Source organism: Pantoea sp. SORGH_AS_0659, from assembly GCF_031453915.1.
In the GTDB taxonomy this organism is placed as follows: Bacteria; Pseudomonadota; Gammaproteobacteria; order Enterobacterales; family Enterobacteriaceae; genus Pantoea; species Pantoea leporis.
Map to the genome: position 1 here is coordinate 114,411 of NZ_JAVJAK010000003.1, position 25,104 is coordinate 139,514.

The window sequence follows — 25,104 nt, forward strand, 5'->3', positions numbered from 1 at the left end:
AAAATGTTGTGGACCAGTTCAAAAAATCCACCAGTGGTATTACAAAGGTATTATATCCGGTGTTAGATTTGCCTCCACCTACACCGGGGAGTCCTTTTAAATGAAAACAACAATCCCAAAACTGTCGTTCATGATGTTTCTTGAGTGGTTTATCTGGGGCGCATGGTTTGTACCGCTCTGGGCATTTCTCAGCAAAAACGGCTTCTCGCCGGTTGAGATCGCCTGGTGTTACGCCTGTACTTCGATAGCCGCCATCCTGTCGCCGATCCTTGTCGGATCGCTGGCCGATCGATTTTTCCAGGCGCAAAAAGTGTTGTCGCTGCTAACAATCGTCGGATCGATTCTGATGTTCTTCGCAGCTCAGCAAACCCACTTCGGCGGTTTCTTCCCGCTGCTGTTGCTGTATGCACTCACTTACATGCCCACCATCGCCTTAACCAATAGCATCGCGTTTTCGCACGTCGCGGATGTGGAGCGTGATTACCCGCGCATTCGCGTCATGGGCACCCTTGGCTGGATCGCGTCCGGCATCATTTGTGGTTTCCTGCCGCCGCTGCTGGGCTATGGCGATATCTCAGCCAGCAACGTGCCGTTATTGATCACCGCCGCAAGCTCGCTGTTACTGGGAATTTTTGCCCTGACGTTGCCCGCTACCGAGCCGAAAAGCACCGGCAAATTCAGCCTGCGCGTGGCGCTTGGTCTGGATGCGCTGCATCTGCTAAAGGATCGTAGCTTCCTCGTGTTCTTCGTCTGCTCCTTCCTGTTCAGCATGCCGCTGGCGTTTTACTACATTTTTGCCGAAGGCTATCTGACGGAAGTCGGCTTACCGCACGCCACCGGTTGGATGACGCTAGGCCAGGTTTCGGAAATCTTCTTCCTGCTGGCGCTGCCGTTCTTCATCAAACGCTTTGGCATCGGCAAAGTGCTGCTGCTGGGATTAACCACCGCCGCACTGCGCTACGTGTTCTTCGTGTTCGGTGGCGATCAAAACATGCTGACTTACGGCTTGCTGTTCATGGGCATTCTGCTGCACGGCGTCAGCTACGATTTCTACTTCATCACCGCTTACATCTATGTTGATAAGAAAGCGCCAGTGGCGATGCGTAATGCTGCGCAAGGGCTGATCACGCTGGCTTGTCAGGGAATCGGCAGCCTGCTCGGTTATCGCCTTGGCGGCTATCTGATGCAGGAAATGTTCGCCTACGATCAACCCCGCAACGGGCAGACTTTCAACTGGGCCGGCATGTGGATGTTTGGCAGCGTGATGATCGTAATGATCACCATCGCCTTTATCGTCCTGTTCCGCGACGGAAAAAAACGTAGCGATGAACTTACCGCTTTCGAAAATTCAGCAACCGCTGACAGCCATAAATAAGGGATTTCACCATGACGATGACAACGCAAGAAAAACGGATTTTAGGCACGTTTTACGGCCAGGCGCTGGGCGATGCGATGGGCATGCCATCGGAATTGTGGCCGCGCTCACGCGTGAAGCAGCACTTTGGCTGGATCGATCGCTTCCTGCCCGGTCCGGCTGAAAACAACGCCGCCTGCTACTTTGGCCGGGCGGCCTTTACCGACGACACTTCGATGGCGCTGGCATTGGCTGATGCAATCGTCACTCACGACGGCGAGATCAACGCCCAAACCATTGGTGCGAATATTTTGCAGTGGGCCGAGTCGTTTGATGCCTTTAACAAGAATGTGCTTGGACCGACCTCAAAAATCGCGCTCAACGCCATGAAAGCCGGCACGCCGGTGTCGCAGCTGGAAAATAACGGCATGACTAACGGCGCAGCGATGCGTGTGTCACCGCTCGGCTGTCTGCTGCCAGCACGCGATTTACCGGCATTCATCGATGCCGTCGCACTGGCGTCGAGTCCTACGCACAAATCGGATGTCGCGATTTCCGGCGCGACGGTGATTGCGTGGGCTGTTTCACGCGCCATTGACGGTGCCGACTGGGCAACAATCCGCGATGAACTGCCTGCGATCGCACGCGCGGCGCAGGAAAAGCGTGTCACCACCTTTAGCGCGTCGATGGCGGCACGCCTCGAACTGGCGTTAAGCGTGGTCGCGCAGGGCAGGGGCGTGGAATCCACCATGCAGCAGATTTACGATTTGGTGGGCACCGGCACCGGCACCATTGAATCGGTACCGGCGGCGATTGCGATGGTGGAATTGGCCGAGACCGATCCTAATCGCTGCGCGATCCTTTGCGCTAACCTCGGCGGCGATACCGATACCATCGGCGCGATGGCGGTGGCCATTTGCGGCGCGCTGCACGGCATCGACAGCATCGACGTTGCCTTGAAAGCCGAGCTGGATGCCGCTAACGCGCTGGATTTCACTCGTTACAGCGCTGCCTTCACGCGTTTCCGCCAGCAGCGCGAGGCCGCTTATGCTAACGCCTGATGATCTGAAGAGACTAGAAGGCCGCCTGCCGGTGTGTGTGATTGGTGCGGCGGTGGTTGATGTGATTGCTGATGCTTACTCGTTGCCCCATCGTGGCAGCGATATTGAGCTCCACCAGCAGGGCGTCAACGTGGGCGGCTGTGCGCTGAATGTGGCGATTGCGCTGCACCGGCTTGGCATCCCGTCCATCAATGCGCTGCCGCTCGGCAACGGCACTTGGGCCAGCATTGTGCGGCAGAAGCTGACGGAATATGGCATTCACAGCGTGCTGGAAACGGCTAAAGGCGATAACGGCTGGTGTTTAGCGTTAGTGGAGCCCGACGGTGAGCGCACCTTTCTGTCAGTCAGCGGCGTGGAAAATCAGTGGGATGCAGCGCTGCTGAACACGTTGCCGCAGCCGGCCAATCGCTGGATCTACCTTTCCGGCTATCAGCTCACCAGCAAAAGCGGTGATGTGCTGATCGCCTGGCTGGAGCAGCAAAGCCAGCCGTATCAGCTGCTGGTGGATTTCGGTCCGCGTCTGGCGGATATCGGTGATGCGCAGTTCGAACGCGTTATGGCGTGCCATCCACTGATTACAGTGAACAGACAGGAAGCCGAACTGCTGTGGCATGAACGTTTGAATCAAACAGAACCCATTGATGCGCATCAGTTAATGACGTGCTGGCAGCAGCGATTCGGCGGCGCGATGGTGGTGCGACTTGATAACGAAGGCGCCGGTTTCGTTAACGCGGAAACACAGGGCTGGATGCCGGCGCTGCCGACAAAAGTGGTCGATACCATCGGCGCAGGCGACAGCCACGCGGGTGGATTACTGGCGGGATTAGCTTCGGGTTGGTCGCTGGCAGAAAGCGTTGCGCTCGGCAACGCGGTGGCGTCTTTTGTGGTGTCACAACGCGGCGGCGATTGCGCGCCCGATCGCGCCACGTTAACAGCGTACTGGCAACAGCGCCTTACTCCGCAATAAACACATACATATCGCTACGACAGTAGCTAATGCTGTACTCCAGCGGATTGCCCTGCGCATCTAACGCCAGCTGCTTGATCACCAAAACAGGTACGTTGTCGGGTAGGGCGATCTGCTGCTGCAGCGCCTCATCAGGCATGCGAGCACTCACTCTGCTTTGCGATTTTACCGGCAGAATTTGTTGCTGGTGGAAATAGTCGTACAGCGAAATGCCAATCTCATCCGCATTAGTGATATAGCGCGCCGGTACCCAGGATTCTTCCACCGACACCGGTTGCTGATCGACATAACGAATGCGTTTCAGCAAATACACTTCGCTGCCTTTGTCCAGCCCCAATTTCTCAGCGATTGCTGTGTCGCATTGGATTTTGCTTTTATTAATCCACACGGTATCGGGCTTTTTACCACGCAGCACTGCTTGCTGGGACAAGCCTTTCGGCTCTTTAAGCGAGTACTCGAACTGGCTGCAGATCTGCGTACCGTAGCCTCGAGAGCGCAATACCACGCCCTCTTTTTCCAGCGCATCCATGGCTTTACGCACGGTAATGCGCGAAATGTTCAGCGACTGGCTGAAGTCACGCTCACTCGGCAGGATCTCTTCATGCACTAACACGCCATCACGCACCGCATCTTTGATCGCAGTGGCAAAGCGTCTGTACAGCGGCGTGCGGCTGTCATCAGCAAGGGTAGAAGTAAGCCGCGAAAATAGTGGAGTTTGGTCGGTCATAGTGGGCGGATTCACTTATCCTGGTAAGCGGCAGAACGTCTATGATACTGATATTTCGACGTTCGCGAAGCACTCGATGAGTATGAATATCACGAATAATCACTTTAAAAACAATAAAAGCCCCATTGGGGCTTTTAGGCATACACCCGACTCAACGCTCATCAAACGGCACGCCGCCTTTCGACTTATGATGTTTTGGCGTTTCGATGATGGAAACCGTTACTGAATTAGCATCGATCTCAAACGAATCAGCCACCGCCGCGGTGACGGCTTTTAACAACTTCTTTTTCTGCTCAATCGTGCGACCTTCTGCCGCATACACAACGATTTCTGGCATCTCTGCTGCTCCATAAAGTAAACGTTAGTTTTCAGCATAGCGCAGCGAAAGCACTGCGCGCAGCGTCAATCACCCGTCTTTGCCAGCAATCTGTGTTGAAATGTGTATTGTTATGTTATAACGTAATTAACTCACATAATATGTAGCGGATTAAGTCGGAAATCTTAATGAAATCAATGAAAAATTTGCTTATTGCTTCGGCGTTAGGCCTGGCTTCTTACGCCTCAATGGCGGCTGAACATCAGGATAAAACGGTGCGCATTGCGGCACCGTTTGAAATCAAAGGCGCCGATCCCGCGCTCTCCGGCGACATATTGTTGCGAATGGATGTGGTGGAAACGCTGGTGGAAGTGAACGAACGCGCCGAGCCCATTCCGGCGCTGGCGCAAAGCTGGCAGGTGTCGGCAGATGGTTTGCAATGGCAATTGAATTTGCGTCCCAACGTGCGCTTCCATGATGGATCGCCATTGGATGCGGCCGCGGTGGTGAAATCACTCAACACCGCGCGCAGCAAGGCGGGGCTGCTGGATAAAACGCCGATCACCGCTATCAGCGGGGAAGGGCAACGCGTCACCATCACCTTGAGCGAACCATTTACGCCGCTGCTTTCGGTTTTAGCAGAGAGCCGTTCCCAGATTCTGGCGTTGGCTAGCTGGGATGTGCAGGGCAACATCACCCGCATCATCGGCAGCGGCCCGTTTATGCTGACGTCATTCCAGCCACCGCAATCGCTGGCAGTAAAACGTTTTGAAGATTACTGGGGCAAAAAGCCAGCGATTGCGGCCGCCAGCTATCTCTCTTCCGGACGCGCCGAAACCCGCGCCTTGCTGGCGGAAAGCGGCGACGCGGATTACGTATTCAACCTGGATGCTGCCAGCCGTCAGCGTTTAGCACGCAAGCCAGCGCTGCAGCTGCCCGCCATTCCGGTGCCGCGCACACTGATGCTAAAACTGAATGCGGGCGATCCGCTGTTAGCCGAACAGCCGGTGCGTGCAGCGATCAGCATGGCGATTGACCGTAACGCGCTGGCGATGGCGGTATTGCGTTATCCAGGCGCGGCCAGTCAGTTATTCCCGCCGAATATGGGTGAATGGCACAACAACGCATTGCAACCGTTGCAATTCAATCCGCAGCAGGCGGCACAGCAACTGCAGGCGGCGGGGTGGAAAATGGGTGCAGATGGCGTGTTAGCACGTAACGGCCAGCGCTTTAGTGTGACGCTGCTGACCTTCCCCGATCGTCCCGAACTGCCGCTGATGGCGATGGTTATCCAGCAGCAGCTGCGCAAAGTCGGCATTGAAGTGAAGATCAACTCCACCAACGCCAGCGAAATTCCGGCGCAGCATCACAGCAATCGTCTACAACTGGCGCTGTTTTCCCGCAACTTTGCACTCACGCCTGATCCCACCGGCACGTTACTGCAGGATTATGCGGAAAAGGGCGGCGACTGGGGCGCGATGAACTGGCATCCGGCCGGTTTTAGCGCGGCGTTGCACACCTTAACGCAATCCACTGACACGGCAGAACGTGCGCAGGCACGTAACCTGATCACTGCCTCGTTACAGCAGGATCTGCCAGTGATCCCGATTGCCTGGTATCAGCAATCGGCCGCGATTAACAGCAAGCTGAAAAACGTCACGCTCGATCCGTTTGAACGCCACTTTGGTCTGCGTCAGATGGAGTGGGAGCAATGATGTTCAAACTACTTGGCTGGCGCGTAGCGCAGGCAGCTTTTGTGGTGTTGGCGGTGGGACTACTCACCTGGTTTTTGGTGCAGTCCTTGCCCGGCGATATGGCATGGCGTATTGCCAGCGGTCGTTATGGCTACGATCGTGTGGATGCCAGCGCGGTGGCGCGGGTGCAGCAGGAGCTAAGTGACTCGCTGCAGCAGGGCAGCGCGTTGCTGCACTGGCTATTCGATCTGCTGCAGTTCAACTTTGGTCGTTCGCTGGTCTCCGGCGAACCGGTGATGGATGAACTGCGCTGGCAGCTGAGTCAAACGCTGGCGCTGGCAGGTTCATCGCTTTTCCTGACGATACTGTTCACCTTGCCGCTGGGTATATGGGCGGGATGCCATGCCAATGGCAAGCTCGACCGCGCATTATTCTGGCTGAGCGCACTGCTGAAATCGGTACCGCATTTTGCGCTGGGCATGCTGCTGATTGTCCTACTGGCGCTGCAGCTCGATTGGCTGCCCAGCGCCGGGCATGGCGAGCTGCGTCATTTTCTATTGCCATCGTTGACGCTGGCATTGTCGTTAACCGCGGTGGGCGTGCGCGTGGTGCGTGAAGCCACGTATCAGGTTGTCAACTCGGGCTATTACCGCTGGGGCGCGCAGAAAGGATTAGCGCCCGCAACGTTATTGCGTCGTCATGGATTGCGCAACCTCTCATCGCCGGTATTGACCTGGTTCGGCATGCAGTTTGTCTGGCTGGTGGAAGGCGTGGTGGTGGTAGAAACGCTGTTTGCCTGGCCTGGCATTGGTCACGCGCTGGTGCATGCCATCTTCGCCCGCGATGTGCCGGTGATTCAGGCCAGCGCCATGACGCTCGGACTGCTGTTCGTGCTGCTGAATATGCTGGTGGATGCGGGTTGTCATCTGCTTGATCCCAGAGGAGCGCGCGCATGAAAATTTCATTTTCGCGTCTTATCGGCCTGCTGCTGTTGTGCTTGCTGCTTGGTTTCGCCTTCCTGCTGCCCCTGATTCATCACGGCGACCCGCTGGAACAGGATCTGCTGCAAATGCTGCACGCGCCGAGCGGCGCCAATCTTCTCGGGTTTGATCATCTTGGTCGCGACATGCTGCCGCGCCTCAGTGCCGCGTTGCGCCTTTCGCTGGGTCTCGCGGCGCTCTGTGTGATGAGCGCACTGCTTGCGGGCGTGCTGGCTGGCGTATTCAGCGCACTGTATGGCGGCTGGCTGGATCGTCTGCTCAGCATGCTCGGCGATATGTGTCTGGCGCTGCCGGGATTGCTGCTGGTGCTGCTGTTAGCGGCGATTGCGCCGGATTCTCCCGGCATGTTGTGGCTGGGGATTTCGCTGGTGCTGTGGGTGGAGTTCTTCCGCGTCACGCGCGCAACCCTGCGCCCGATTGTGCAGGCACCCGGCATGCAGGCCTCAAAGTTGCTCGGTTTTTCGGCGTTCTACCGTTTCCGCCGACACCTGTGGCCAGCGTTAGCGCCGGTATTAACCACGTTGACTCTGTTCTCGTTCAGCAGCGCCATCATGGCGGTCTCTGCGCTTGGCTTTATCAGCGTCGGCGTACGTCCGCCGACGCCAGAACTGGGTTTGATGATGACCGAACTGCTGCCGTTTGCCTGGGAAGCACCGTGGCTGCTAATGCAGCCGGTAATCGCGCTGTTTCTGCTGTTGATCAGCCTGAATCTGTTAATGAAAGAGGAGCGTAAATGAAAGGATTACAGGTTATCGGCATCAGCGTCACAACCGCCAGCGCCACGCTGGTGGAACCGGTTGATTTCACCTTGCAGCCCGGACAACCGCTGACCTTGCTGGGTGAAACCGGTTCAGGTAAAAGCCTGCTGGCACAAGCGGTCATGGGCATTTTGCCTGACGATTTACAGTCCAGCGGTACGCTAATCATCAACGAACAGCGTTTTACCCTGCCGCAGGATGCCGGATTGTTGCGTGAATTATGGGGCCGCACATTAGCGTCGCTGCCGCAGGAGCCGTGGCTGTCGCTGGATCCCACAATGTCAGTGCTGCAGCAGGTTGCGGAAGGCTATCGTTATGTACGCGGAAACGCGAAATCCACCAGCGCACTGTCGGCCCAGCGCGATTTAAAGCAGCTTAGTTTACAGGACGCGGCGCCGCGTTTTCCGTGGCAACTCTCAGGCGGGATGGCGCAGCGCGCCGCCTTTGCCGCCGCACGGGCAGGTGGCGCGGAGATACTGATTGCCGATGAACCAACCAAAGGGCTGGATGTGGCGCGTCGTGATGAAGTAGCCGCTTTGCTGCGCCGGGAAGTGGCCGACGGCGGCACACTGCTCACCATCACCCACGACATCGCGCTGGCGCGCCAGTTGGGCGGTGAGGTGATCGTGATGCATAAAGGCAAGGTGATTGAGCAGGGCAGGGCGGAACAGGTGTTACATGAACCGCAGCAGCGCTATACGCGTGAATTACTCGCCGCCGATCCCACCGCCTGGCCTGCACGGCAACAAACCGTTATGGGCAGTAAACCGGTGGTGAGCGCTGAGGGCATCCGCTTGCAGCGCGGCGGTAAATCGCTCGGCGTGCCGCAAGACTTCAGGCTGCACGCCGGGGAAATCGTTGGATTACACGGTGCCAGCGGCAGCGGTAAAAGTAGCTTTGGCGATGTGCTGCTCGGCCTGCTAACCCCGCAGCAAGGCAAGGTGACGCGGCATGCGGCGGTCGATGGGCTGAAATACCAGAAGATTTATCAGGATCCGTCTGCGCTGTTCCCACCGACCCGCACGCTGGCGCAAAGCCTGGACGATGTGTTGCGCCGTCATCGCATCGCCTCCACGCGGCGGGATGCGCTGATGGAGCAATTGGCGCTGACGCCGGAACTGCTGACGCGTCGTCCCGATTCACTGTCGGGCGGCGAGCTGCAGCGCTTCTCGCTGTTACGCGTGATGCTGCTGGATCCGGTATTTCTGTTTGCCGATGAACCTACATCGCGTCTGGATCCGCTGGTGCAGCAGCAAACCATCCAGCTCATCACCTCGCTGGCGCGCGAGCAGCAGTGCGCGGTGTTACTGGTGAGCCACGATCGCGATCTGCTGGAAAAGGGCACGCATCGTATGATCGCGATGGAGGCAGTCGCTTAACGTTCTGGCGGCTGGCTGTCGCCGTGACCGAGTGAACGCTGCATCACTACGGTATCCAGCCAGCGGCCATGTTTGAATCCCACTGATTTCATTACACCGGTGTGCTCAAAACCGAGCGCCCGGTGTAATCCCAGCGATCCGGCATTCGCGCTATCGCCAACAATCGCGATAATCTGGCGAAATCCCGCCGCTTCTGCCAGCGCAATGGCTTTTTGCAACAGTGCGCGACCAATGCCTCTGCCGGTTTGCTGCTGATCGAGGTAAATCGAATCCTCCAGCGTGAAGCGATAGGCATAACGCGGGCGATACGGCGCCAGATAGCAGTAACCCAGCACCTGATCATCCTCCTGCGCCACCAGCCAAAAACCGCCGCGCTGCTGCACATCCTGCACGCGTTTCAGCATTTCGCTCGCCGAAGGTGGTTCAGTTTCAAAGGTCGCGGTGCCGTGTAGCACATGCCAGGCGTAGATTTTCTGAATGGCAGCGGCGTGATGAGGTCGGGCGGGAATAATGTCCATATGTTCCTGATTCTTAGCGGCGAAAACCACAGCATGCCACCGCGCCGCACGCGAATCATCGGATTTAATAATAGGAAATTCTGATGGTCACTCTGCAATTCCATAGTGGCGCCATTTATGGCGACCTGACCCACCGACACTCAATTCTGCTCCGACAACTGCACCGCCATGGTATCCGCCTCTAAGGCTTCGAACACATGCGGTTCGTCAGCGGGATAGCAAATGTAGTCGCCGGGATGCAGTTCGACCGGCGCATCGCGCGGCCCAACCAGCGCCCGGCCACGCGCGATAATCACATGCTCCACCGAGCCCGGCGGATGCGGTTTTGAATCGCGCGGCGCGCCCGGTTGGCTGGTGACCAGATAGAGATCGCGGCGTCCGCCGGGCGGGCAGCTTGCCAGCAATGCCGCCTGATAATCCGCCATCTCCGCCGAGACGAACATGCCTTCGCCACGGCGAATTACCTGCAATCGCTTCACTTCCGGCTCCATCAAACGCGCGAAAGGAATGTTCAGCGCCACACACAGCGCCCACAACGTTTCAAGGCTGGGATTGCCATTGCCCGCTTCGAGCTGCGACAGCGTAGATTTGGCGATGCCGGCGCGACGCGCCACTTCTGTCAGTGAAAGCCCCGCGCGCTGACGTTCGCGCAGTAATCCGACAGCAATAATATCAATTGGCGTGGTCAAACCCTCTCCTGTTCTTTATATCGAACGATTTGTTCGTCTTGTAAAACGATTCTGGCGCGTTCATTATAACGGCTTTCCTGTTCGATATGAGATCAAATTGTGATGCGTCTGGGTGCAGTACCGCTTGATCGCGGAGTAATAAAAGCCATTTTCCTGGTTTGTCTTGCCGACGGCATTGTCGGGCTCTCTTACGGTTCGCTGGCGGCAGCGGAAGGGTTTCCGCTGTGGGTGCCGATTGCGCTATCAACGCTGGTGCTGGCGGGCGCGTCGGAATTCCTGTTTATCGGCATCGTGGCTGGCGGCGGCAGTCCGTTAACGGCGGCGGCGGCGGGTTTGCTGGTCAACGCGCGTCATCTGCCGTTTGGCATTGCGGTGAAAGACCTGGTTGGTAAAGGCAGCCGCAGTTTGTTGGGATGCCACATCATGAATGATGAAAGCGTGGTGTTTGGTATTTCCCAGCCAAAACTGGCGCAACGTCGTGCCGCGTACTGGATTTGCGGTTTAGGTATTTTCACCATCTGGCCGCTGTCGGTCATTGGCGGTGCGGTGATCGGGCGCTTTATTCCCGACGTATCGGCCATTGCTCTGGATGCGGTGTTCCCAGCGATCCTGATTGCCCTGATATTCCCGGCGCTGCGTCAGCGTCGTACGCTGATCCCCGCTACGCTCGGCACCACGCTGTCTGTGCTGGCGACACCGTTTGTGCCAGCGGGCATGCCGGTGCTGTTTTCACTGCTGGGATTACTGAGCTGGCGGGAGTGTAAAAATGCAAAATAATCTGATCATTGGCGGCATCGCGCTGCTGGCGGTAGGCACTTATGCGATTCGTTTCGCCGGTTATCGCCTGGGCAGCCGCATGCAGATGTCGGATCGCGCACGCAATATGCTATCCGATGCTGCCACCGTTTTGCTGCTGGCGGTGGCCGTTACCACCGCGCTGTTTGAAGGCACGCATTTTGCCGGCGTGGCGCGCATCGCCGGCGTGCTGTTTGCGGTGTTTCTGGCCTGGCGCCGCACACCGCTAATCCTGGTGATTATCGGTGCCGCGCTAATGACCGCGTTGCTACGTTACTTCGGCGTGCCCTGATCGCGCCAGGTTTGCGCGCGTAATTCATATACCAAACTGGCGGGCGCGCCCGGAACATCGTGAACCTGGCCGTAACAGCGCAGTCCCGCCTTTTCCAGTACCTGCTGTGATGCAATATGATCCTGACGCACCGCCGCATCAATAACCGGAAGCTGGCATTCATCGAAGCCATAAGCGATAACCCTTCGTGCAAACTCGGTGGCGAAACCATTTCCCCACGCCTCTTTCGCCAGACGATAGCCAAGATTATTTACCGGCTTGCCAGCAAACTCGCGCACCGATAAACCACCAAATCCGATAACCTCATCCGGCTGTTCCCGCAGGCAAATTGCCCAGTTACCAAAGGGAAAGGATTGCCAGTGCGCCAGCCAGCGATTTAACACTTCTTCTGCAAAGGCTAAATCGGGAAACGGACCCGCCGGATTGAACATGTTGGTTTTAGGATCGCCATAGATGGCAAACAGGCGCTGAACATCGGTGGGTTCAACCGGACGAAGAAACAAACGTGATGAAGTGAGTTGCATTGTCGTAACCTTTTGTAGCCGAGATCGGCGTTATCTTCCTGATGAGTTTTGTTACTGTGATACTCCACGGATTACTAGCATAGAGGAAAACGTATGAAACCGCGTTTAGCCCGCTGTGATGAAACGGCCACGTTGTGGCGCATCCGCAACCTTGCCATTCGCCACGGTTGCCGGGCCGTTTATCCCGCTGATGTTATCAGCGCATGGACACCCGATGCGTTACCGTCCGGCTATTTCGAGGCGGTCAGAAGCCATCCGTTTTATGTGGTTGAGGATGCTGAATATGGCGTGGCCGCGACCGGATTTCTCGACTTGCACAACGGCAGCGTTGAAGCGATCTTCACGCTGCCCGCCTGCAACGGCAAAGGTTATGCCAGCGCCATCATGCAGGCAATCATCGATGAAGCGCATCAGCGGGGTTTTGATAAACTGACGCTCGCCGCCACGCCCAACGCGAGCGGCTTTTATCTGCGCCACGGTTTTCGTGTAGTGCGTGAGACGCTTTATCCCTCGGCGCTGGCACAAGCCGATCTTCCCTGCGTAGAAATGGTACGCGAGCTTTAAGGCTAAAATGAAAAAGAGTGAAAACAACAAGGACGACGCGCATATGGTCATTAACTGCGTGGCGTATCGCCACGGTAAGCGTGAAGAGCATGTCGACATCGCTGATATTAGTGAAGTATTAAAAGAAGAGAAATCCTTCGTCTGGATGGGTTTGTACCAACCCGAACCGGCCTTTATGCAGACGCTGCAGCAGGAGTTCAGCCTGCACGAACTGGCAATTGAAGATGCGCTGGTAGCGCATCAGCGACCAAAGATTGAGCAGTACGGCGATTCGGTATTTATTGTGGTAAAAACCGCGCACATGGACGATTTGCAGCGCATCACCTTCGGCGAAACCCACTTCTTCCTTGGCAAAAACTTCCTGATCACCGTGCGTCACGGTTCATCGGAAGGTTATGCCGACATCCGCACCAAAGCCGAAAAGAACCACGCATTACTGTGTGAAGGTCCGGGTTATGCGCTCTATTGCATCCTCGATTTCATCGTCGATAACTACAGCAAAATCACCGAATCACTTAACGATCGCATTGGCGGGCTGGAACAGGGCATGTTTACTACGCGTTTTGACAGCGACGCGTTGCAAAACGTCTATCATCTGCGCCGTGAACTGCTGGCGCTACGCAATGCGGCGCTGCCGGTGACGGAAATCTGCCAGCAGCTGGTGCGCTTCCACGAAGATATCATCCCGAAAAATCTGCGCGCCTATCTGCGTGACGTACAGGACCACGCGCATCACGTGATGATCGATGCGGAAGACATGCGCGAAATGCTCACCAGCGCGATGCAGGTGAATCTGGCGCTGGTGTCGGTGCAGCAAAGCGAAGTAAACAAAAAGCTCGCCGGTTGGGGGGCGATCCTGATTGTACCCACCATCATTTTCAGTATGTACGGCATGAACTTCCCCGATATGCCGGAGTTGCACACGCACTTTGGCTATCCCGCCGTGGTGGGCATTACTGTTGTTATCTGCTGCGTGATGTGGTGGCGGCTGAAAAAGGCCGGTTGGCTTTAACCGCTACATGCCTGCATTTTTTACAACTTCCTGCGATCTGGAGCGAAAGATGTCCTTTAATATTGGTCTGCTGCTGTTCCCCAACCTCACGCAGCTCGATCTCACCGGTCCGTGGGAAGTGTTTGCCCGCATGCCCAACGCTAACAATTATCTGATTCGGAAAGATCGCCAGCCGGTGATGTCGGATCGCGGGCTGGCGATCGTACCCACCGTAACTTTTAACGATTGCCCACAACTCGATTTGATCTGCATTCCTGGCGGTCCCGGACAAATTGCGCTGATGGACGATGACGAAACGCTGGATTTTGTCCGTCGTATGGCGGAGAACGCCAAGTGGGTAACTTCGGTGTGTACCGGTTCGCTGGTGTTAGGTGCTGCGGGATTGTTGCAGGGATATCGCGCGACGTCGCATTGGGGTTCGCTTGATCAGCTGAGCTTGCTCGGTGCCACGCCGGTAGCCGAACGCGTGGTGCGCGATCGCAACCGCATCACTGGCGCGGGCGTCACCTCGGGCATTGATTTTGCGTTAACCGTAGCGGAAGAGCTGCTTGGACGTGAAATCGCAGAAAATATCCAGCTGCAGATGGAGTACGATCCGGCGCCGCCATTCCATTCAGGTTCACCGCGCAGTGCCTCGCCGCAACGTTTGGCCGAGGCAAAAAGCCAGATGCAGGATTTTATTGCTCGCCGGCGTGCGGCGACAGAAAGTGCCGCTGCGCGGCTCAAGCGCGAGGAGTGAAAGCTGGCGATTTCAGCCTGAAATCGCCACGGTTGTTACTGCTTAATGTGCGCTGGCAGTAGGGCGCACGGTGATTTCACTGGTATCCACTTCGCCAGGTTGATCGATGGCCCAACTCACCGCTTTGGCAATCGCTGCTGGCTGAAGCGCGATCTGGCGATAGCTTTTCATCGCTTCACGCGCGGTGCTATCGGTGATGCTATCCGCCAGTTCAGATTCGACTACGCCGGGATTGATCACCGTAACCCGCAGATGTTGCGACTCCTGACGCAGGCCATCGGAAATCGCGCGTACGGCGAATTTAGTGGCGCAGTAAACGGCGGCGGTCGGCGAAACGGTTAGCGCGCCAACCGAGGCGATATTAATAATGTGACCAAACTGCTGCGCCTGCATGGTCGGCAGCACCGCCGCAATGCCATACAGCACGCCGCGAACATTGACGTCGAGCATCAAGTCCCATTCATCGACTTTCATTGAACTCATGGGTGACAGCGGCATGACGCCGGCATTGTTGATCATCACATCAATACGGCCATATTTTTCCCGCGCAAAATCGGCCAGCTGCTGGATATCAGCGCGTTGGGTGACGTCGGTAGCGAGATAATCCACGTTCGCGCCGCCAAAGCGCAGCGCTTCACTTAACGCTTGCAGACGATCGGTGCGGCGCGCGCCAAGCACCAGTTGATGACCTTGCTGCGCCAGATGACGTGCAATACCTTCGCCTATGCCGCTGCTGGCACCTGTCAAAATAATCACTTTCTTCGCTGTGTTCATGATGCATTCCTCGTTGAATTGACGAGGCTATTGTTGATAAATCACGCAATGCGCAACAGACCGGATTGTGGCGCATCTTTGCCTGATCCTCTCGCGTGCATTGTGCAAACAGCAGCTTGATGGCTATGCTTTGCCTGAATATCTCAGTGGAAATTATTTATGTCGCAATCCGTGCAACAGCGCACCTGCGCTTTACTCAGCCAGCTGGCGCGTCAGGAAGGCTATACCGAATCACTGCTTGATAGCGTGCGCTTTATGCGTGCCGATCGGCAGTGGGCGCGTACGCCGGTACTGTATGAGCCGAGCATCATTATTATTTGCCAGGGATCGAAGCGAGCTTTCCTCGCCGACAAGATGTATCGCTATGATGCGCAGCACTATCTGGTGTTGTCAGTGCCGCTGCCGTTTTCTGCCGAGACGGAAGCCACATCAGAAGAGCCGCTGCTGGGCATCGCGATTCGTCTGGATGTTGCCATGGTGGCGCGGCTGGTGGCGCAGCTGGCCAGCAGTGAATCGGCGGTAACCGCTGCGCCGGCGGGCATCATCTCCACACCAATCAATAAAATCCTGGCGGAGAGCACACTGCGTTTACTGGAAGCGTTGAGCGATCCGCTTGAAGCCAAAGTGTTGGGGCCCGCGCGGGTCGAAGAGATCTGTTTTCGCGTATTAATGGGCGAGCAGGGTGGTGCGGTGCGTGCAGCGTTAACTTATCAAGGCCATTTTGGTCGTATCGCGCGGGCTTTGCAGCGCATCCATGCCGACTGGCGTCAGCCGCTGGATGTACCGCATCTGGCGAATGAAGCCGGGATGAGCGTGCCGCGCTTCCATCTGCATTTTAAAACGGTGACGCAAACCTCGCCGATTCAATATCTAAAATCGCTGCGATTGCATCAGGCGCGTCTGATGATGATCCGCGACAATCTTACCGCCGCAGGTGCCGCAGCGCGAGTCGGCTATGAAAGTGATTCGCAGTTTAATCGTGAGTTCAAGAGGCTGTTTGGTCGTAGTCCGGCAGAAGAGGCGCGGGAGATGAAGCGGGCGTTTGAGTTGTTACCGCCGGAGCAGCTGTCCGGCCGATTACAGGCGCATTAGCTTAGCGAATGCTCATGATGGCGACGACCATCAAAATCCAGAATACCGCGCAGCCGGTAAACATCATTTGCCAAACTACACGGCGTTCGACTGTCAGAAAAGAAGAGAAACGTGAACGTAAAATCGATTGCATAGCGACCTCAAATCAGAATTTAAGAAGAAAGTTTGTTGGCTGAAGTAAGAAATCCCTGTCAGCGAATCAGACTATTCTGTCTTTTATCTGGTAATGAAATCGACGAGACCAGTCTTGTTTTTGGTCTGGAATGTAAACCATAAATAAAAGAAAAGCCGCACAGGGCGCTGATCCCTGAGCGGCTGAACACTACGCATTTACTCGCTAAACGTTGCGCGTCACGCCACCATCAACACGAATATTCTGAGCGGTAATATAGGCTGCGCCAGGCGAAGCCAGGAAGGCGATGGTCGCCGCCACTTCTTCAGACGTGCCGTAACGCTGTAATGGCACGCTATCCTGACGTTCACCGGTTTTCGGCAAGCTGTCGATCCAGCCAGGCAGCACATTGTTGATGCGGATGTTATCGGCCGCGTAGGCATCAGCAAAGATTTTGGTGAAGGATGCCAGGCCGGCGCGGAACACCGCCGAGGTCGGGAACATATCGGTTGGCTCAAACGTCCACGCGGAGGAGATGTTGATAATGCTGCCGCCGCCTTGTTTCTGCATAATTGGCGTGACCAGACGCGTGGCGCGTACCACATTTAAAAAATAGGTTTCCATGCCAAGCTGCCACTGCTCGTCGGTTAACGCCAAAATCGGCGCGCGCGGACCATGACCGGCGCTGTTCACCAGCACATCTATTCGGCCCCAGCGCGCCAGCGTTTGATCCACCAGCTTCTGCAGATCCGCTACCGACTGATTAGAACCGGTCACGCCCAAACCGCCCAGACGCTCCGCCAGCGCTTCACCTTTGCCGGAGGAGGAGAGGATTGCCACTTTATAGCCATCGCTTGCCAGTTTCTCAGCTGCTGCTGCTCCCATGCCGCTGCCACCGGCGACGATTATTGCAACTTTTTCTACTGTCATCATTGATCTTCCTGTTAATTAAAAATCGATTAAAACCAGTATAAAAGGTAATTTTGGCAGCAGAGAGTCAGTCTGTTTGCCAATTGACGATAGGAAAACTACAGGATGAGTCAGGGATTCAGCGAACTTCCGCCGCTTAATGCGTTGAAAGTGTTTGAAGCGGTGACGCGCCATCTTAACTTTCGTCTGGCGGCGGAAGAGTTAGGCGTCACACAGGGCGCGGTGGCGCAGCAAATTCGTGGTCTGGAAGCCAGCCTTGGACTGAAATTGTTTGATCGATTGCCGCGCACGCTGGCGCTGACCGGCGCGGGTGCGGGCTATGCGGTCAGCATTCGTCAGGCATTTGAATTGATCGATGAAGCCACGCGCACGCTGCGACCAGAACCGAATCGCTTAACGCTGAGCGTTACACCTACCTTTGCCAGCCGCTGGATGCTGCCGCGTTTACCGGGCTTTACCACCGCATGGCCGGATATCGATCTGCGCGTGTTGGCTTCTGAGCGGCTGGTGCAGTTTCATCATGAAGGCGTCGATTTAGCGGTGCGTTATGGCAGGCCACCGTTTGGCGCAGGTCTTGATGCCACTTTGCTGTTTAACCAAACGGTATTAGCGGTGGTGAGTCCTGCGCTGTTAGCCAAGCTTGGCGATCCGGCTGCAAGCGACAACTTTCAGCGCTACGCCTTGTTGCACGATGGTCACCATCTGTGGCCAGCATTTCTCGCGTTTACCTTCCCGAATTTATCGCTGCATCATCAGCATCACCTGCGTTTCAATCAAACCGCGCTGGCGCTGGAAGCGGCGATCAGCGGGCAGGGCATTGCGCTCACCAGCCCGCATTTCGTGCAGAACGATCTCACCAGCGGACGGTTGGTGCCCGCGTTTACGCAGCAAATGACCCTGGATGCCGGTTGGTATCTGGTGTGGCCGCGTCGTCCGCGCCAGCAGGCGCCGGTGATGGCGGTGCGCGATTGGCTTTTAGCGCAGGTTAGCGGCTGATATTTGTTCAATAACGAAATCAGTAAAACTGATGATCCACGCAGGATCATGAATGTTATAACTGCTTAATGATGCAGACATGGGGTTTTATCCTGTCAAGGCAGTGAATTAGCAAAATATCGCGAAAATTCAGCAAGTAAAGCAACGGATTGCGCGTTGCATTCTGCCGGGGGCTGTGAATAAATACGGAGTCTATTTTAATAAAAATGCCATAAAGGCCAGGTTTACGCCTGAAAAAGATCTTTGCTTATGACCGATCATAAAGATGTTTTAGCCAGGGACATCAGCGCCAAAAGTGAAAGCATGCAGGCGCATCTCATCGCCATCCGCCGTGATATACACGCGCATCCGGAGCTGGGTTTCGACACCGTTCGCACCGCCCACATCGTTGAGCAGGAACTGCTGCGCCTGGGTCTGACGCCGCAAACCGGCGTTGGCAGAAGTGGCGTGATGGTTGACATTGTCGGCGCGCATCCCGGTAAAACCGTGCTGTTACGCGCGGATATGGATGCGTTGCCAATCCACGAACAAACCGGCTTACCTTTCAGCAGCCAATATCCCGGCAAAATGCACGCCTGCGGTCACGATATTCACACCGCGACGATGCTCGGCGTGGCGGCGTTAGTGCCGCACTATCGCGCGCAGCTGCATGGCACGTTACGTTTGATTTTCCAGCCAGCAGAAGAGACGCCCGATAGCGGGGCCGAAGCGATGATCGCTGATGGCGCGGCAGATGGCGTCGATCTGGCCATCACGCTGCATAACAAACCGGAACTGGCCGCCGGTGAAATCGGCTTAACGCGCGGCGCCAGCACCGCTTCCAGCGATGAGTTTGATGTGGTAGTGCACGGTAAATCAACGCACGCGGCCCGTCCGCACATGGGAACCGATCCGATCATTGCTGCAGTCAATCTGGTAAGCCAGCTGCAAACCATTATTTCGCGCGAACTCGATCCCGCCAATTCAGCGGTGCTGACCATCGGCCATATTCATGGCGGCACCACTCACAATATTATTTCCGATAGCTGCCTGATTCAGGGCACAGTGCGCGCCAAATCACCGGCGGCGCGTGCGCACATTGAAGAGGCGTTCAAACGTATCTGCGCGGGCGTCGCACTGTCGCTGAATGTGCGCGTTGAGGTCAATTATCAGCGCGGTGTACCGCCGTTGATGAACGACGATGCGTTGATTGATGTGCTGGAACCGATTTTGTCGCATCAGTTTGGTAAAGCGATCATCGCCAAACCGAGCGCCAGCTTTGGTGCCGAAGATTTCTCGCTGTTTACTGAGCGCGCGCCAGGTTGCCAGATCCACATTGGATCCGGCGCACCGGGACGCGACGACCATCTGCATAATTCGGATTACCAACCCGACGAGCGCAGTATCCATGCCGGCACGCAGGCATTAGCCCGTTTAGCCATTGATTTACTCTCAAAATAACGAACTTCGAGGTTTTATGATGATGCGTAAAGGACTGTTTACCGCTTCTGTGGGCATGCTGCTGCTTGCCTCTTCTGCTCTGGTGCAGGCAAAAGATTTTGGCACGCTGAAATTCGCCACTGAGGCCGCTTATCCGCCATTTAACCAATCTACGCCGAACGGCAAAATCATTGGTTATGAGCCGGATATGGTGGCTGAAATCGCTAAACGAGCCGGTTTCAAATACGAAATCGTGGCACAGAAATGGTCCGGTATGATTCCGGGTTTAGTCGACGGCAAATATGACGCGGTAATCGATGCCGTGACCGTCACGCCGAAGCGTGAAGAAGTGGTAGATTTCTCCCGCCAGTACACCGTCAGTGTTTCAGGTTTCGTCACCCTGAAGGGTAGCGCGGTTGATACTTTGCCAGGCAATGGCGAAGTGGTGCTGGCGGATGACGAAGCCGCGATGACCAAATCTATTGATGCACTGAAAGCCAAATTCAAAGGCAAAACCATCGCGGTACAGGTTGCCACCATTCAGGCGGACTTCCTCAACAAATATCTGGCGGATGTGGCGACGATTCGCACGTATCAGGCCGGCCCGGAAACCTTCGCCGATCTGCTGAATGGCCGCGTTGATGCGGTAATGGCATCACGCACTAACCTGAATGCCTATGTGAAAAAGCATGCGGATACGGTGAACAGCACTGGTTACGGTTTCTCGGGCGGCGTGTTGGGCCAGGGTTCCGCTATCGCGATTCAGAAAAACAATCCGGAGCTGAAAGCGGCGCTGGATTCGGCGTTAAATTCCATGATCAAAGATGGCACGCTGAAGCAGCTGTCTGAAAAATGGTTCGGCGAAAACGTCGCACCTAAAGAGTAATTCCAGGCGCTTATGGCTATTGATTGGCAAATCTTAAGTTTCGGTGACGAAGGTTGGGGCGGCGTGTTGCTTAACGCCGCCACGGTAACCGTCACCGTTTCATTGTGTGCATGGCTGCTGGGCGCAATCCTTGGCAGCCTGCTGTGCTGGATGCAGATTGGTGGCGGCCGCTGGCAGCAGCGGCTCGCCAACGGCTACATCACGCTGTTTCGTGGTGTGCCGGAGCTGCTGGTGATCTACCTGTTCTATTTTGGTGGACGTCAGGTGGTGTCGTTTGTCGGGGAAAGTCTCGGCTTGCAAGGTCCGTTCGACGTGAACGGCTTTGTCGCCGGCGCGATTGCCATCGGCCTGATCTCCGGCGCATATCAAAGTAGTGTGTTTCGCGGTGCGTTCTACGCAATCCCGAAAGGGACGCTGGAAGCCGCAACGGTTACGGGCATGGGCCGATTGATGCTGTTCCGCCGCATGATCGTGCCGCAGGCGCTGAAAACCGCGCTGCCGGGCATGGGCAATCAGTGGCAATCGGTGATCAAGGAGTCGGCGCTGGTTTCGGTCACTGGTTTGGTGGAAACCATGAACCAGATCTCCACCGCCTCCAACTCGACGCAAATGCCGTTCTTCTTCTACAGCGTTGGTGCGGTGATCTACCTGATCATCACCACCTGTTCCGATTTTGTTTTCCGCTATGTGGAAAAAGTGGCCATGCGCGGGCAACAACGCGCGCGGTTGTAAGGAGCCACGATGGATGTCACTTTCCTGCAGCACACCTTAGCTGCACTGCTGCGCGGCCTGCCGCTGACGCTGAATCTGGCGCTGCTGTCACTGTTGGGCGGCGGCGTATTGGCGCTGCTGCTCAATCTGCTGCGGCAGAATCGCTTCGGAAGCTACGTTACGCGCTTTTATGTCTGGGTGTTTCGCGGCACGCCGCTGCTGATTCAGATCTTCATGATCTATTACGGCCTTGGTAGCTTGCCGGCGGTGCGCGAAAGCGTGCTGTGGCCGCTGCTGCGCGATCCTTACTGGTGCGGTTTGATTGCATTAATTCTTAACGATGCGGCTTACACCTCGGAGATTCTGCGCGGCGGGTTAAACGCAGTGAGCGTGCAGTCGCTGGAAGCTGCCAAAGTGAGCGGTATGTCGCGCTTCACCACGCTGCGCCGTATTTCGCTGCCGCTGGCGGTGCGTCAGGCATTACCGGCTTACAGCAATGAAATTATCTCGATGATCAAATCGACCTCGCTGGTCAGCACCATCAGTTTGATGGAGATGACCGGCATCGCTGATTCAATCGTCTCTGAGACCTTCCGCGCGCTGGAGGTGTTTATTAGCGCGGCGATTATCTATCTGCTACTGACCGTGCTGGTGAGTAAAGCGGTGGCGCTGCTGGAGCGCCGTTTGTCCCCTTATCACGTTGGAGCACGTCCATGAGTAAACCCACTATCGCCCTGAGTCATCTCAGAAAAAGTTATAGCGGGCACGAAGTGCTGCACGATATCAGCCTGACGGCCCAGGATGGCGACGTGATTTCGCTGATTGGTGCCAGCGGATCGGGCAAAAGTACCTTATTGCGCTGCATTCCGTTTTTGGAAGTGCCGCAGGGCGGGGAAATCGCGGTGGGTGACGAAGTGGTCACTATCGATAATCCCGATGAGAAGCTAAGCCGCGAGCAGCAGCGCCGTATCAAGCTGATGCGTATGCAGCTCGGTTTTGTCTTCCAGGGTTTCAACCTGTGGCCACACAAAACCGTGCTGCAGAACATCATCGAAGCGCCAATTCATGTGCAGAAGCGCAGCAGTAAAGAGGCGATTGAAGAGGCCGAAGCGCTGCTGCAAAAAGTGGGATTGTACGAGAAGCGTAACGCGTGGCCATCGCAGCTTTCGGGTGGTCAGCAACAGCGCGTGGCGATTGCCCGTGCGCTGGCGCAGCAGCCGAAAGCCATTCTGTTTGATGAGCCGACCTCCGCGCTTGATCCTGAGCTGGTAGGCGAAGTGTTGCGCGTGATTCGTAGCCTGGCGGAAGAGGGGCGCACCATGATCATCGTCACACACGAAATGGGCTTTGCACGCGATGTCTCGAACAAAGCGGTGTTCCTGCATCAGGGCAAGATTGAGGAAGCCGGTTCGCCGCAGCAGGTGTTCAGCGATCCCCTCTCCGCGCGCTGTCGCGCATTTGTGAGTAGCCACTTACAGCGCAATAGCTAACAGCAGTTTCATTTCCCTTCGCACCAGCAACGAGAGTGAGCTGGTGCATTTCTTCTGCGCCTCATGTTTTACCTAAATTTCTTCCTAATTGAAGCTATTGCTCTAGCAACGGGTGGTCCGGATAGCAGCAACCACGCGCCAGGCACACTTCTGAAAACACGCGACGACCGGGAAAAGTCGTTGAATCCCTCTACGGCGCGGGTTAAAACGTTTGACTTTAGTCAGGCCTCCTTTGCTGGAGTACTTCTTTACTGCATAACCACGGAACTCTATGCCGCACACTTACCGACCATGGATGAAAAGGTATTGGCTGGTCTGGCTGCTGTTAACGCTGATTACCTTGATAGCGTTATTTACCGATCAAATTTTGCAGCAGCAGCGTGTCGGCGAGGCGCGATTTAACCAGCAGTTTAACCGTCTCGCCGCCTATCAAACGCAGAATGAAACGCTGTTGCCGCTGCTGAATGGCGATGAGGAACTCGGCTCTTTGCAGAGCAAATTCCCTCAGCTTGTCCTGTTGGAACACACCGTAAATCGTCCGTTAACCGCGCCGCGTTTTGAAGAAGTGAGCGGTGGTCGCTATTGGCTCTACAATCCTTACCGCCAGATTCGCATGCTGATCGATTTGCATTTTGCCCTGCAAACCTCGGATGTGGCGCTGGCGCTGGCTTTTCATATCCACGCACCGCCCGCCATGCAAACGGTGAACTATTCGGACACCGCGCGCTGGCAATGGCAGCGGCCGTTCATCAATCACTATCAGCCATTCTTGCTGAAAGGCAGCGCCAATCCCGACTGGCGTGCGCTGCATGCGCTGCCATTTATGCTGGCGCTGCTGGCATGGCTGGTAATTGGCGGTTTAGGCTGGTGGCTGCTGCGTCACTGGCGTCAGCACGTGGAGATGCGCCTGCGCGCGGACTATTTCCAGCGTACGCGACGTGAAGCATTGGGCGAGTTTACCGCTGGCATCATTCATGAAATTAATCAGCCGCTGACAGCCATCAACACCTGGCTGCACAGCAGTGAGCTGCTGTTGAAACAGGGCAAGTACGAGAATCTGCCGCAGGCGCTCAACGCGATGAACCTGCAAACCGAGCGCCTCGCTGCGTTGCTGCAGCGCTTTCGCGACATCGTGAGCGAACGTCCGGTGGCGATGACCGCCGTGAATCCGGAAGCCATCTGGCGGCGCGTGACGGTGCTGCTGCAACAGGAACTGGATGACGGCGATGTCACGCTGCGTCAGCAGTGGCAGCACGGTCAGGCAAAAGTATTGAGCGATCCCCAATGGCTGGAACAGGTGTTTCATAACCTGTTGCAGAACGCTATTCACATGCAGCAAGGACGTCCCGATGCATGGGTGAACATGGCATCTGAACCTATTCCTGACGGCATCAAAATCATCATTAGCGATAACGGTCCCGGCTTCTCGGCGGAAGGATTAGCGCAGGCTTGCATGCCGTTTTACAGCTCGCGCGCCAATAGCATGGGATTAGGCATGACGCTGGTCGAGAGCTTGATGTTACGCATGAACGGCCAGCTGCGGCTGGCAAATCGCGCTGCAGGCGGCGCGGAGATTACCTTAATTTTCCAACTGGCGGAGTAACGGAATGGTCGCAAAGGTTTGGTTAGTGGATGATGATTTATCCGTGCGTGAATCGCTCGGTTTTCTGCTTAAGACGCTGGATTACGACGTGGCCGATTTTGCCGATTTGGCCGCTTTTGAAGCGGCTACGCAGGCGCAGCAACCGCTGCGCGGCTGTTTGCTGTTGGATGTGCGCATGCCGGGCATTAGCGGTCTGAGTTGGCTGGCGGAGCAGGGCGATCGCCATCCGCTGCTGCCGGTGATCATCATGACCGGTCACGGCACCATTGATGCCTGTCGTCGCGCATTTCGTCAGGGCGCATTTGAGTTTTACACCAAGCCGCTGGAGATAGAACCGCTGTTGGAGACCATTCATCTGGCATTCAGCGAAAGTGAGCAGCGTGCCGATCGCTGGCAGTCGCAGCAGGGTTTGCAGGCGCGGTTTGCGCTGTTATCGGCGCGCGAAAGTGAAGTGATGCAGTTGATGATTGCCGGACAAACCAGCAAAGCGATCGCGCGTGATTTATCGCTATCACCGCGCACCGTGGAAGCGCATCGCGCGGCGGTGTTTGCCAAGCTGGAACTCAATAATCTCGCACAGTTGATTCACGCCTGGCAGCAGTTGAACCAGGTATAACTACCTGGCCGAACGGGTAATCGCCCGAATATTTCTTTTGCCCGCCGCGCTTTACAGTGTCACTCACTATTAAACAGGAGTGACA

Annotated in this window: 29 protein-coding genes; 21 read left to right on the forward strand and 8 right to left on the reverse strand. The window is 56.0% G+C overall.

The features are described from left to right. Window positions 1-100 precede the first annotated feature (100 nt). The 3 genes from Q3H59_RS21630 to Q3H59_RS21640 are packed head-to-tail and all read left to right on the forward strand — an operon-like array spanning window position 101 to window position 3,382. Window positions 101-1,375 carry a nucleoside permease gene (locus tag Q3H59_RS21630; protein ID WP_309837178.1) on the forward strand — a complete coding sequence of 425 codons (1,275 nt, stop codon included), beginning with the start codon at window positions 101-103 and terminating at the stop codon, window positions 1,373-1,375. An 11-nt stretch (window positions 1,376-1,386) separates the two neighbouring features. Further along, on the forward strand, window positions 1,387-2,415 hold the full coding sequence (locus tag Q3H59_RS21635; protein WP_309837180.1) for an ADP-ribosylglycohydrolase family protein: 1,029 nt from the start codon (window positions 1,387-1,389) through the stop codon (window positions 2,413-2,415). Continuing rightward, on the forward strand, window positions 2,402-3,382 hold the full coding sequence (locus Q3H59_RS21640) for a PfkB family carbohydrate kinase (protein WP_309837182.1): 981 nt from the start codon (window positions 2,402-2,404) through the stop codon (window positions 3,380-3,382). The genes Q3H59_RS21635 and Q3H59_RS21640 overlap by 14 nt, the downstream gene beginning before the upstream one ends. On the opposite strand, the gene Q3H59_RS21645 is transcribed toward Q3H59_RS21640, so the two are convergent. Together Q3H59_RS21645 and Q3H59_RS21650 are read right to left on the reverse strand one after the other, a co-directional pair. After that, a complete protein-coding gene (locus Q3H59_RS21645; protein ID WP_309837184.1) occupies window positions 3,369-4,109 on the reverse strand; it encodes a GntR family transcriptional regulator in 741 nt (246 codons plus the stop codon). The genes Q3H59_RS21640 and Q3H59_RS21645 overlap by 14 nt on opposite strands. Window positions 4,110-4,260: 151 nt before the next feature. Next, window positions 4,261-4,446, reverse strand: coding sequence for a tautomerase family protein (locus tag Q3H59_RS21650; protein WP_110867041.1), 186 nt, complete (start codon window positions 4,444-4,446; stop codon window positions 4,261-4,263). Window positions 4,447-4,613: 167 nt separating this feature from the next. On the opposite strand from Q3H59_RS21650, the gene Q3H59_RS21655 reads away from it, so the two are divergent. From Q3H59_RS21655 to Q3H59_RS21670, 4 genes are read left to right on the forward strand one after another with little or no spacing between them, the layout of a single operon-like run. Next, entirely contained in the window at window positions 4,614-6,140 is a 1,527-nt protein-coding gene (locus tag Q3H59_RS21655; RefSeq protein ID WP_405042328.1) for an ABC transporter substrate-binding protein, read from the forward strand. Continuing rightward, window positions 6,140-7,075: an ABC transporter permease gene (locus Q3H59_RS21660; protein WP_309837876.1), complete on the forward strand. Its 936-nt coding sequence runs from the start codon at window positions 6,140-6,142 to the stop codon at window positions 7,073-7,075. Before Q3H59_RS21655 ends, Q3H59_RS21660 begins: the two co-directional genes overlap by 1 nt. Next, a complete protein-coding gene (locus tag Q3H59_RS21665; protein WP_309837189.1) occupies window positions 7,072-7,857 on the forward strand; it encodes an ABC transporter permease in 786 nt (261 codons plus the stop codon). Before Q3H59_RS21660 ends, Q3H59_RS21665 begins: the two co-directional genes overlap by 4 nt. Beyond that, complete coding sequence (locus tag Q3H59_RS21670; RefSeq protein ID WP_309837191.1) at window positions 7,854-9,257, forward strand: ATP-binding cassette domain-containing protein; 1,404 nt, start codon at window positions 7,854-7,856, stop codon at window positions 9,255-9,257. The genes Q3H59_RS21665 and Q3H59_RS21670 overlap by 4 nt, the downstream gene beginning before the upstream one ends. On the opposite strand, the gene Q3H59_RS21675 is transcribed toward Q3H59_RS21670, so the two are convergent. Further along, window positions 9,254-9,775 (reverse strand): N-acetyltransferase family protein, encoded by a 522-nt coding sequence (locus Q3H59_RS21675; RefSeq protein WP_309837193.1) that lies wholly within the window; start codon window positions 9,773-9,775, stop codon window positions 9,254-9,256. The genes Q3H59_RS21670 and Q3H59_RS21675 overlap by 4 nt on opposite strands. Before the next feature lie 140 nt (window positions 9,776-9,915). Beyond that, window positions 9,916-10,464 (reverse strand): XRE family transcriptional regulator, encoded by a 549-nt coding sequence (locus Q3H59_RS21680; protein ID WP_309837195.1) that lies wholly within the window; start codon window positions 10,462-10,464, stop codon window positions 9,916-9,918. Window positions 10,465-10,566: 102 nt separating this feature from the next. Here Q3H59_RS21680 and Q3H59_RS21685 point away from each other — a divergent pair, with 102 nt between their 5' ends. Together Q3H59_RS21685 and Q3H59_RS21690 are read left to right on the forward strand one after the other, a co-directional pair. Then, complete coding sequence (locus tag Q3H59_RS21685; RefSeq protein WP_309837877.1) at window positions 10,567-11,241, forward strand: AzlC family ABC transporter permease; 675 nt, start codon at window positions 10,567-10,569, stop codon at window positions 11,239-11,241. Further along, complete coding sequence (locus Q3H59_RS21690; RefSeq protein ID WP_008109204.1) at window positions 11,231-11,551, forward strand: AzlD domain-containing protein; 321 nt, start codon at window positions 11,231-11,233, stop codon at window positions 11,549-11,551. The genes Q3H59_RS21685 and Q3H59_RS21690 overlap by 11 nt, the downstream gene beginning before the upstream one ends. Here Q3H59_RS21690 and Q3H59_RS21695 read toward each other — a convergent pair. Beyond that, the gene (locus tag Q3H59_RS21695) at window positions 11,533-12,075 is read right to left on the reverse strand and encodes a GNAT family N-acetyltransferase (protein ID WP_309837198.1); all 543 of its coding nucleotides are present in this window, start codon (window positions 12,073-12,075) and stop codon (window positions 11,533-11,535) included. The genes Q3H59_RS21690 and Q3H59_RS21695 overlap by 19 nt on opposite strands. A gap of 93 nt (window positions 12,076-12,168) precedes the next feature. Between Q3H59_RS21695 and Q3H59_RS21700 the strand changes: the two genes are divergently transcribed. From Q3H59_RS21700 to Q3H59_RS21710, 3 genes are read left to right on the forward strand one after another with little or no spacing between them, the layout of a single operon-like run. After that, window positions 12,169-12,639 carry a GNAT family N-acetyltransferase gene (locus tag Q3H59_RS21700; RefSeq protein ID WP_309837200.1) on the forward strand — a complete coding sequence of 157 codons (471 nt, stop codon included), beginning with the start codon at window positions 12,169-12,171 and terminating at the stop codon, window positions 12,637-12,639. A 43-nt stretch (window positions 12,640-12,682) separates the two neighbouring features. Continuing rightward, complete coding sequence (gene corA, locus Q3H59_RS21705; RefSeq protein WP_101761767.1) at window positions 12,683-13,651, forward strand: magnesium/cobalt transporter CorA; 969 nt, start codon at window positions 12,683-12,685, stop codon at window positions 13,649-13,651. A 49-nt stretch (window positions 13,652-13,700) separates the two neighbouring features. Then, window positions 13,701-14,390, forward strand: a complete 690-nt coding sequence (locus tag Q3H59_RS21710; protein ID WP_309837202.1) for a DJ-1/PfpI family protein — start codon at window positions 13,701-13,703, stop codon at window positions 14,388-14,390. A 42-nt stretch (window positions 14,391-14,432) separates the two neighbouring features. On the opposite strand, the gene Q3H59_RS21715 is transcribed toward Q3H59_RS21710, so the two are convergent. Then, the gene (locus Q3H59_RS21715) at window positions 14,433-15,164 is read right to left on the reverse strand and encodes an SDR family oxidoreductase (RefSeq protein WP_309837204.1); all 732 of its coding nucleotides are present in this window, start codon (window positions 15,162-15,164) and stop codon (window positions 14,433-14,435) included. A 159-nt stretch (window positions 15,165-15,323) separates the two neighbouring features. On the opposite strand from Q3H59_RS21715, the gene Q3H59_RS21720 reads away from it, so the two are divergent. After that, window positions 15,324-16,256: an AraC family transcriptional regulator gene (locus Q3H59_RS21720; protein ID WP_192414717.1), complete on the forward strand. Its 933-nt coding sequence runs from the start codon at window positions 15,324-15,326 to the stop codon at window positions 16,254-16,256. Between the two features lies 1 nt (window position 16,257). Here the strand turns inward: Q3H59_RS21720 and Q3H59_RS21725 are convergent, their stop codons facing one another. Both Q3H59_RS21725 and Q3H59_RS21730 read right to left on the reverse strand, forming a co-directional pair. Next, the gene (locus tag Q3H59_RS21725) at window positions 16,258-16,389 is read right to left on the reverse strand and encodes a hypothetical protein (RefSeq protein ID WP_255421535.1); all 132 of its coding nucleotides are present in this window, start codon (window positions 16,387-16,389) and stop codon (window positions 16,258-16,260) included. 204 nt (window positions 16,390-16,593) lie between these two features. Beyond that, on the reverse strand, window positions 16,594-17,298 hold the full coding sequence (locus Q3H59_RS21730; RefSeq protein WP_309837880.1) for an SDR family oxidoreductase: 705 nt from the start codon (window positions 17,296-17,298) through the stop codon (window positions 16,594-16,596). A 105-nt stretch (window positions 17,299-17,403) separates the two neighbouring features. On the opposite strand from Q3H59_RS21730, the gene Q3H59_RS21735 reads away from it, so the two are divergent. The 8 genes from Q3H59_RS21735 (at window position 17,404) to Q3H59_RS21770 (ending at window position 25,019) form a co-directional block, all read left to right on the forward strand. Next, window positions 17,404-18,294 carry a LysR substrate-binding domain-containing protein gene (locus Q3H59_RS21735; RefSeq protein WP_309837209.1) on the forward strand — a complete coding sequence of 297 codons (891 nt, stop codon included), beginning with the start codon at window positions 17,404-17,406 and terminating at the stop codon, window positions 18,292-18,294. A 249-nt stretch (window positions 18,295-18,543) separates the two neighbouring features. Further along, entirely contained in the window at window positions 18,544-19,734 is a 1,191-nt protein-coding gene (locus Q3H59_RS21740; protein WP_309837211.1) for a M20 family metallopeptidase, read from the forward strand. Between the two features lie 16 nt (window positions 19,735-19,750). Further along, the gene (locus tag Q3H59_RS21745; RefSeq protein ID WP_309837213.1) at window positions 19,751-20,599 is read left to right on the forward strand and encodes a transporter substrate-binding domain-containing protein; all 849 of its coding nucleotides are present in this window, start codon (window positions 19,751-19,753) and stop codon (window positions 20,597-20,599) included. Between the two features lie 12 nt (window positions 20,600-20,611). Next, window positions 20,612-21,331, forward strand: coding sequence for an ABC transporter permease subunit (locus Q3H59_RS21750; RefSeq protein WP_309837215.1), 720 nt, complete (start codon window positions 20,612-20,614; stop codon window positions 21,329-21,331). A 9-nt stretch (window positions 21,332-21,340) separates the two neighbouring features. Beyond that, a complete protein-coding gene (locus Q3H59_RS21755; protein ID WP_309837217.1) occupies window positions 21,341-22,027 on the forward strand; it encodes an ABC transporter permease subunit in 687 nt (228 codons plus the stop codon). After that, window positions 22,024-22,800 (forward strand): ABC transporter ATP-binding protein, encoded by a 777-nt coding sequence (locus Q3H59_RS21760; RefSeq protein ID WP_064741357.1) that lies wholly within the window; start codon window positions 22,024-22,026, stop codon window positions 22,798-22,800. Before Q3H59_RS21755 ends, Q3H59_RS21760 begins: the two co-directional genes overlap by 4 nt. Before the next feature lie 295 nt (window positions 22,801-23,095). Further along, window positions 23,096-24,403, forward strand: a complete 1,308-nt coding sequence (locus tag Q3H59_RS21765; protein ID WP_309837219.1) for an ATP-binding protein — start codon at window positions 23,096-23,098, stop codon at window positions 24,401-24,403. A 4-nt stretch (window positions 24,404-24,407) separates the two neighbouring features. After that, a complete protein-coding gene (locus Q3H59_RS21770) occupies window positions 24,408-25,019 on the forward strand; it encodes a response regulator transcription factor (protein WP_192414722.1) in 612 nt (203 codons plus the stop codon). The last annotated feature ends 85 nt before the right edge of the window (window positions 25,020-25,104 follow it).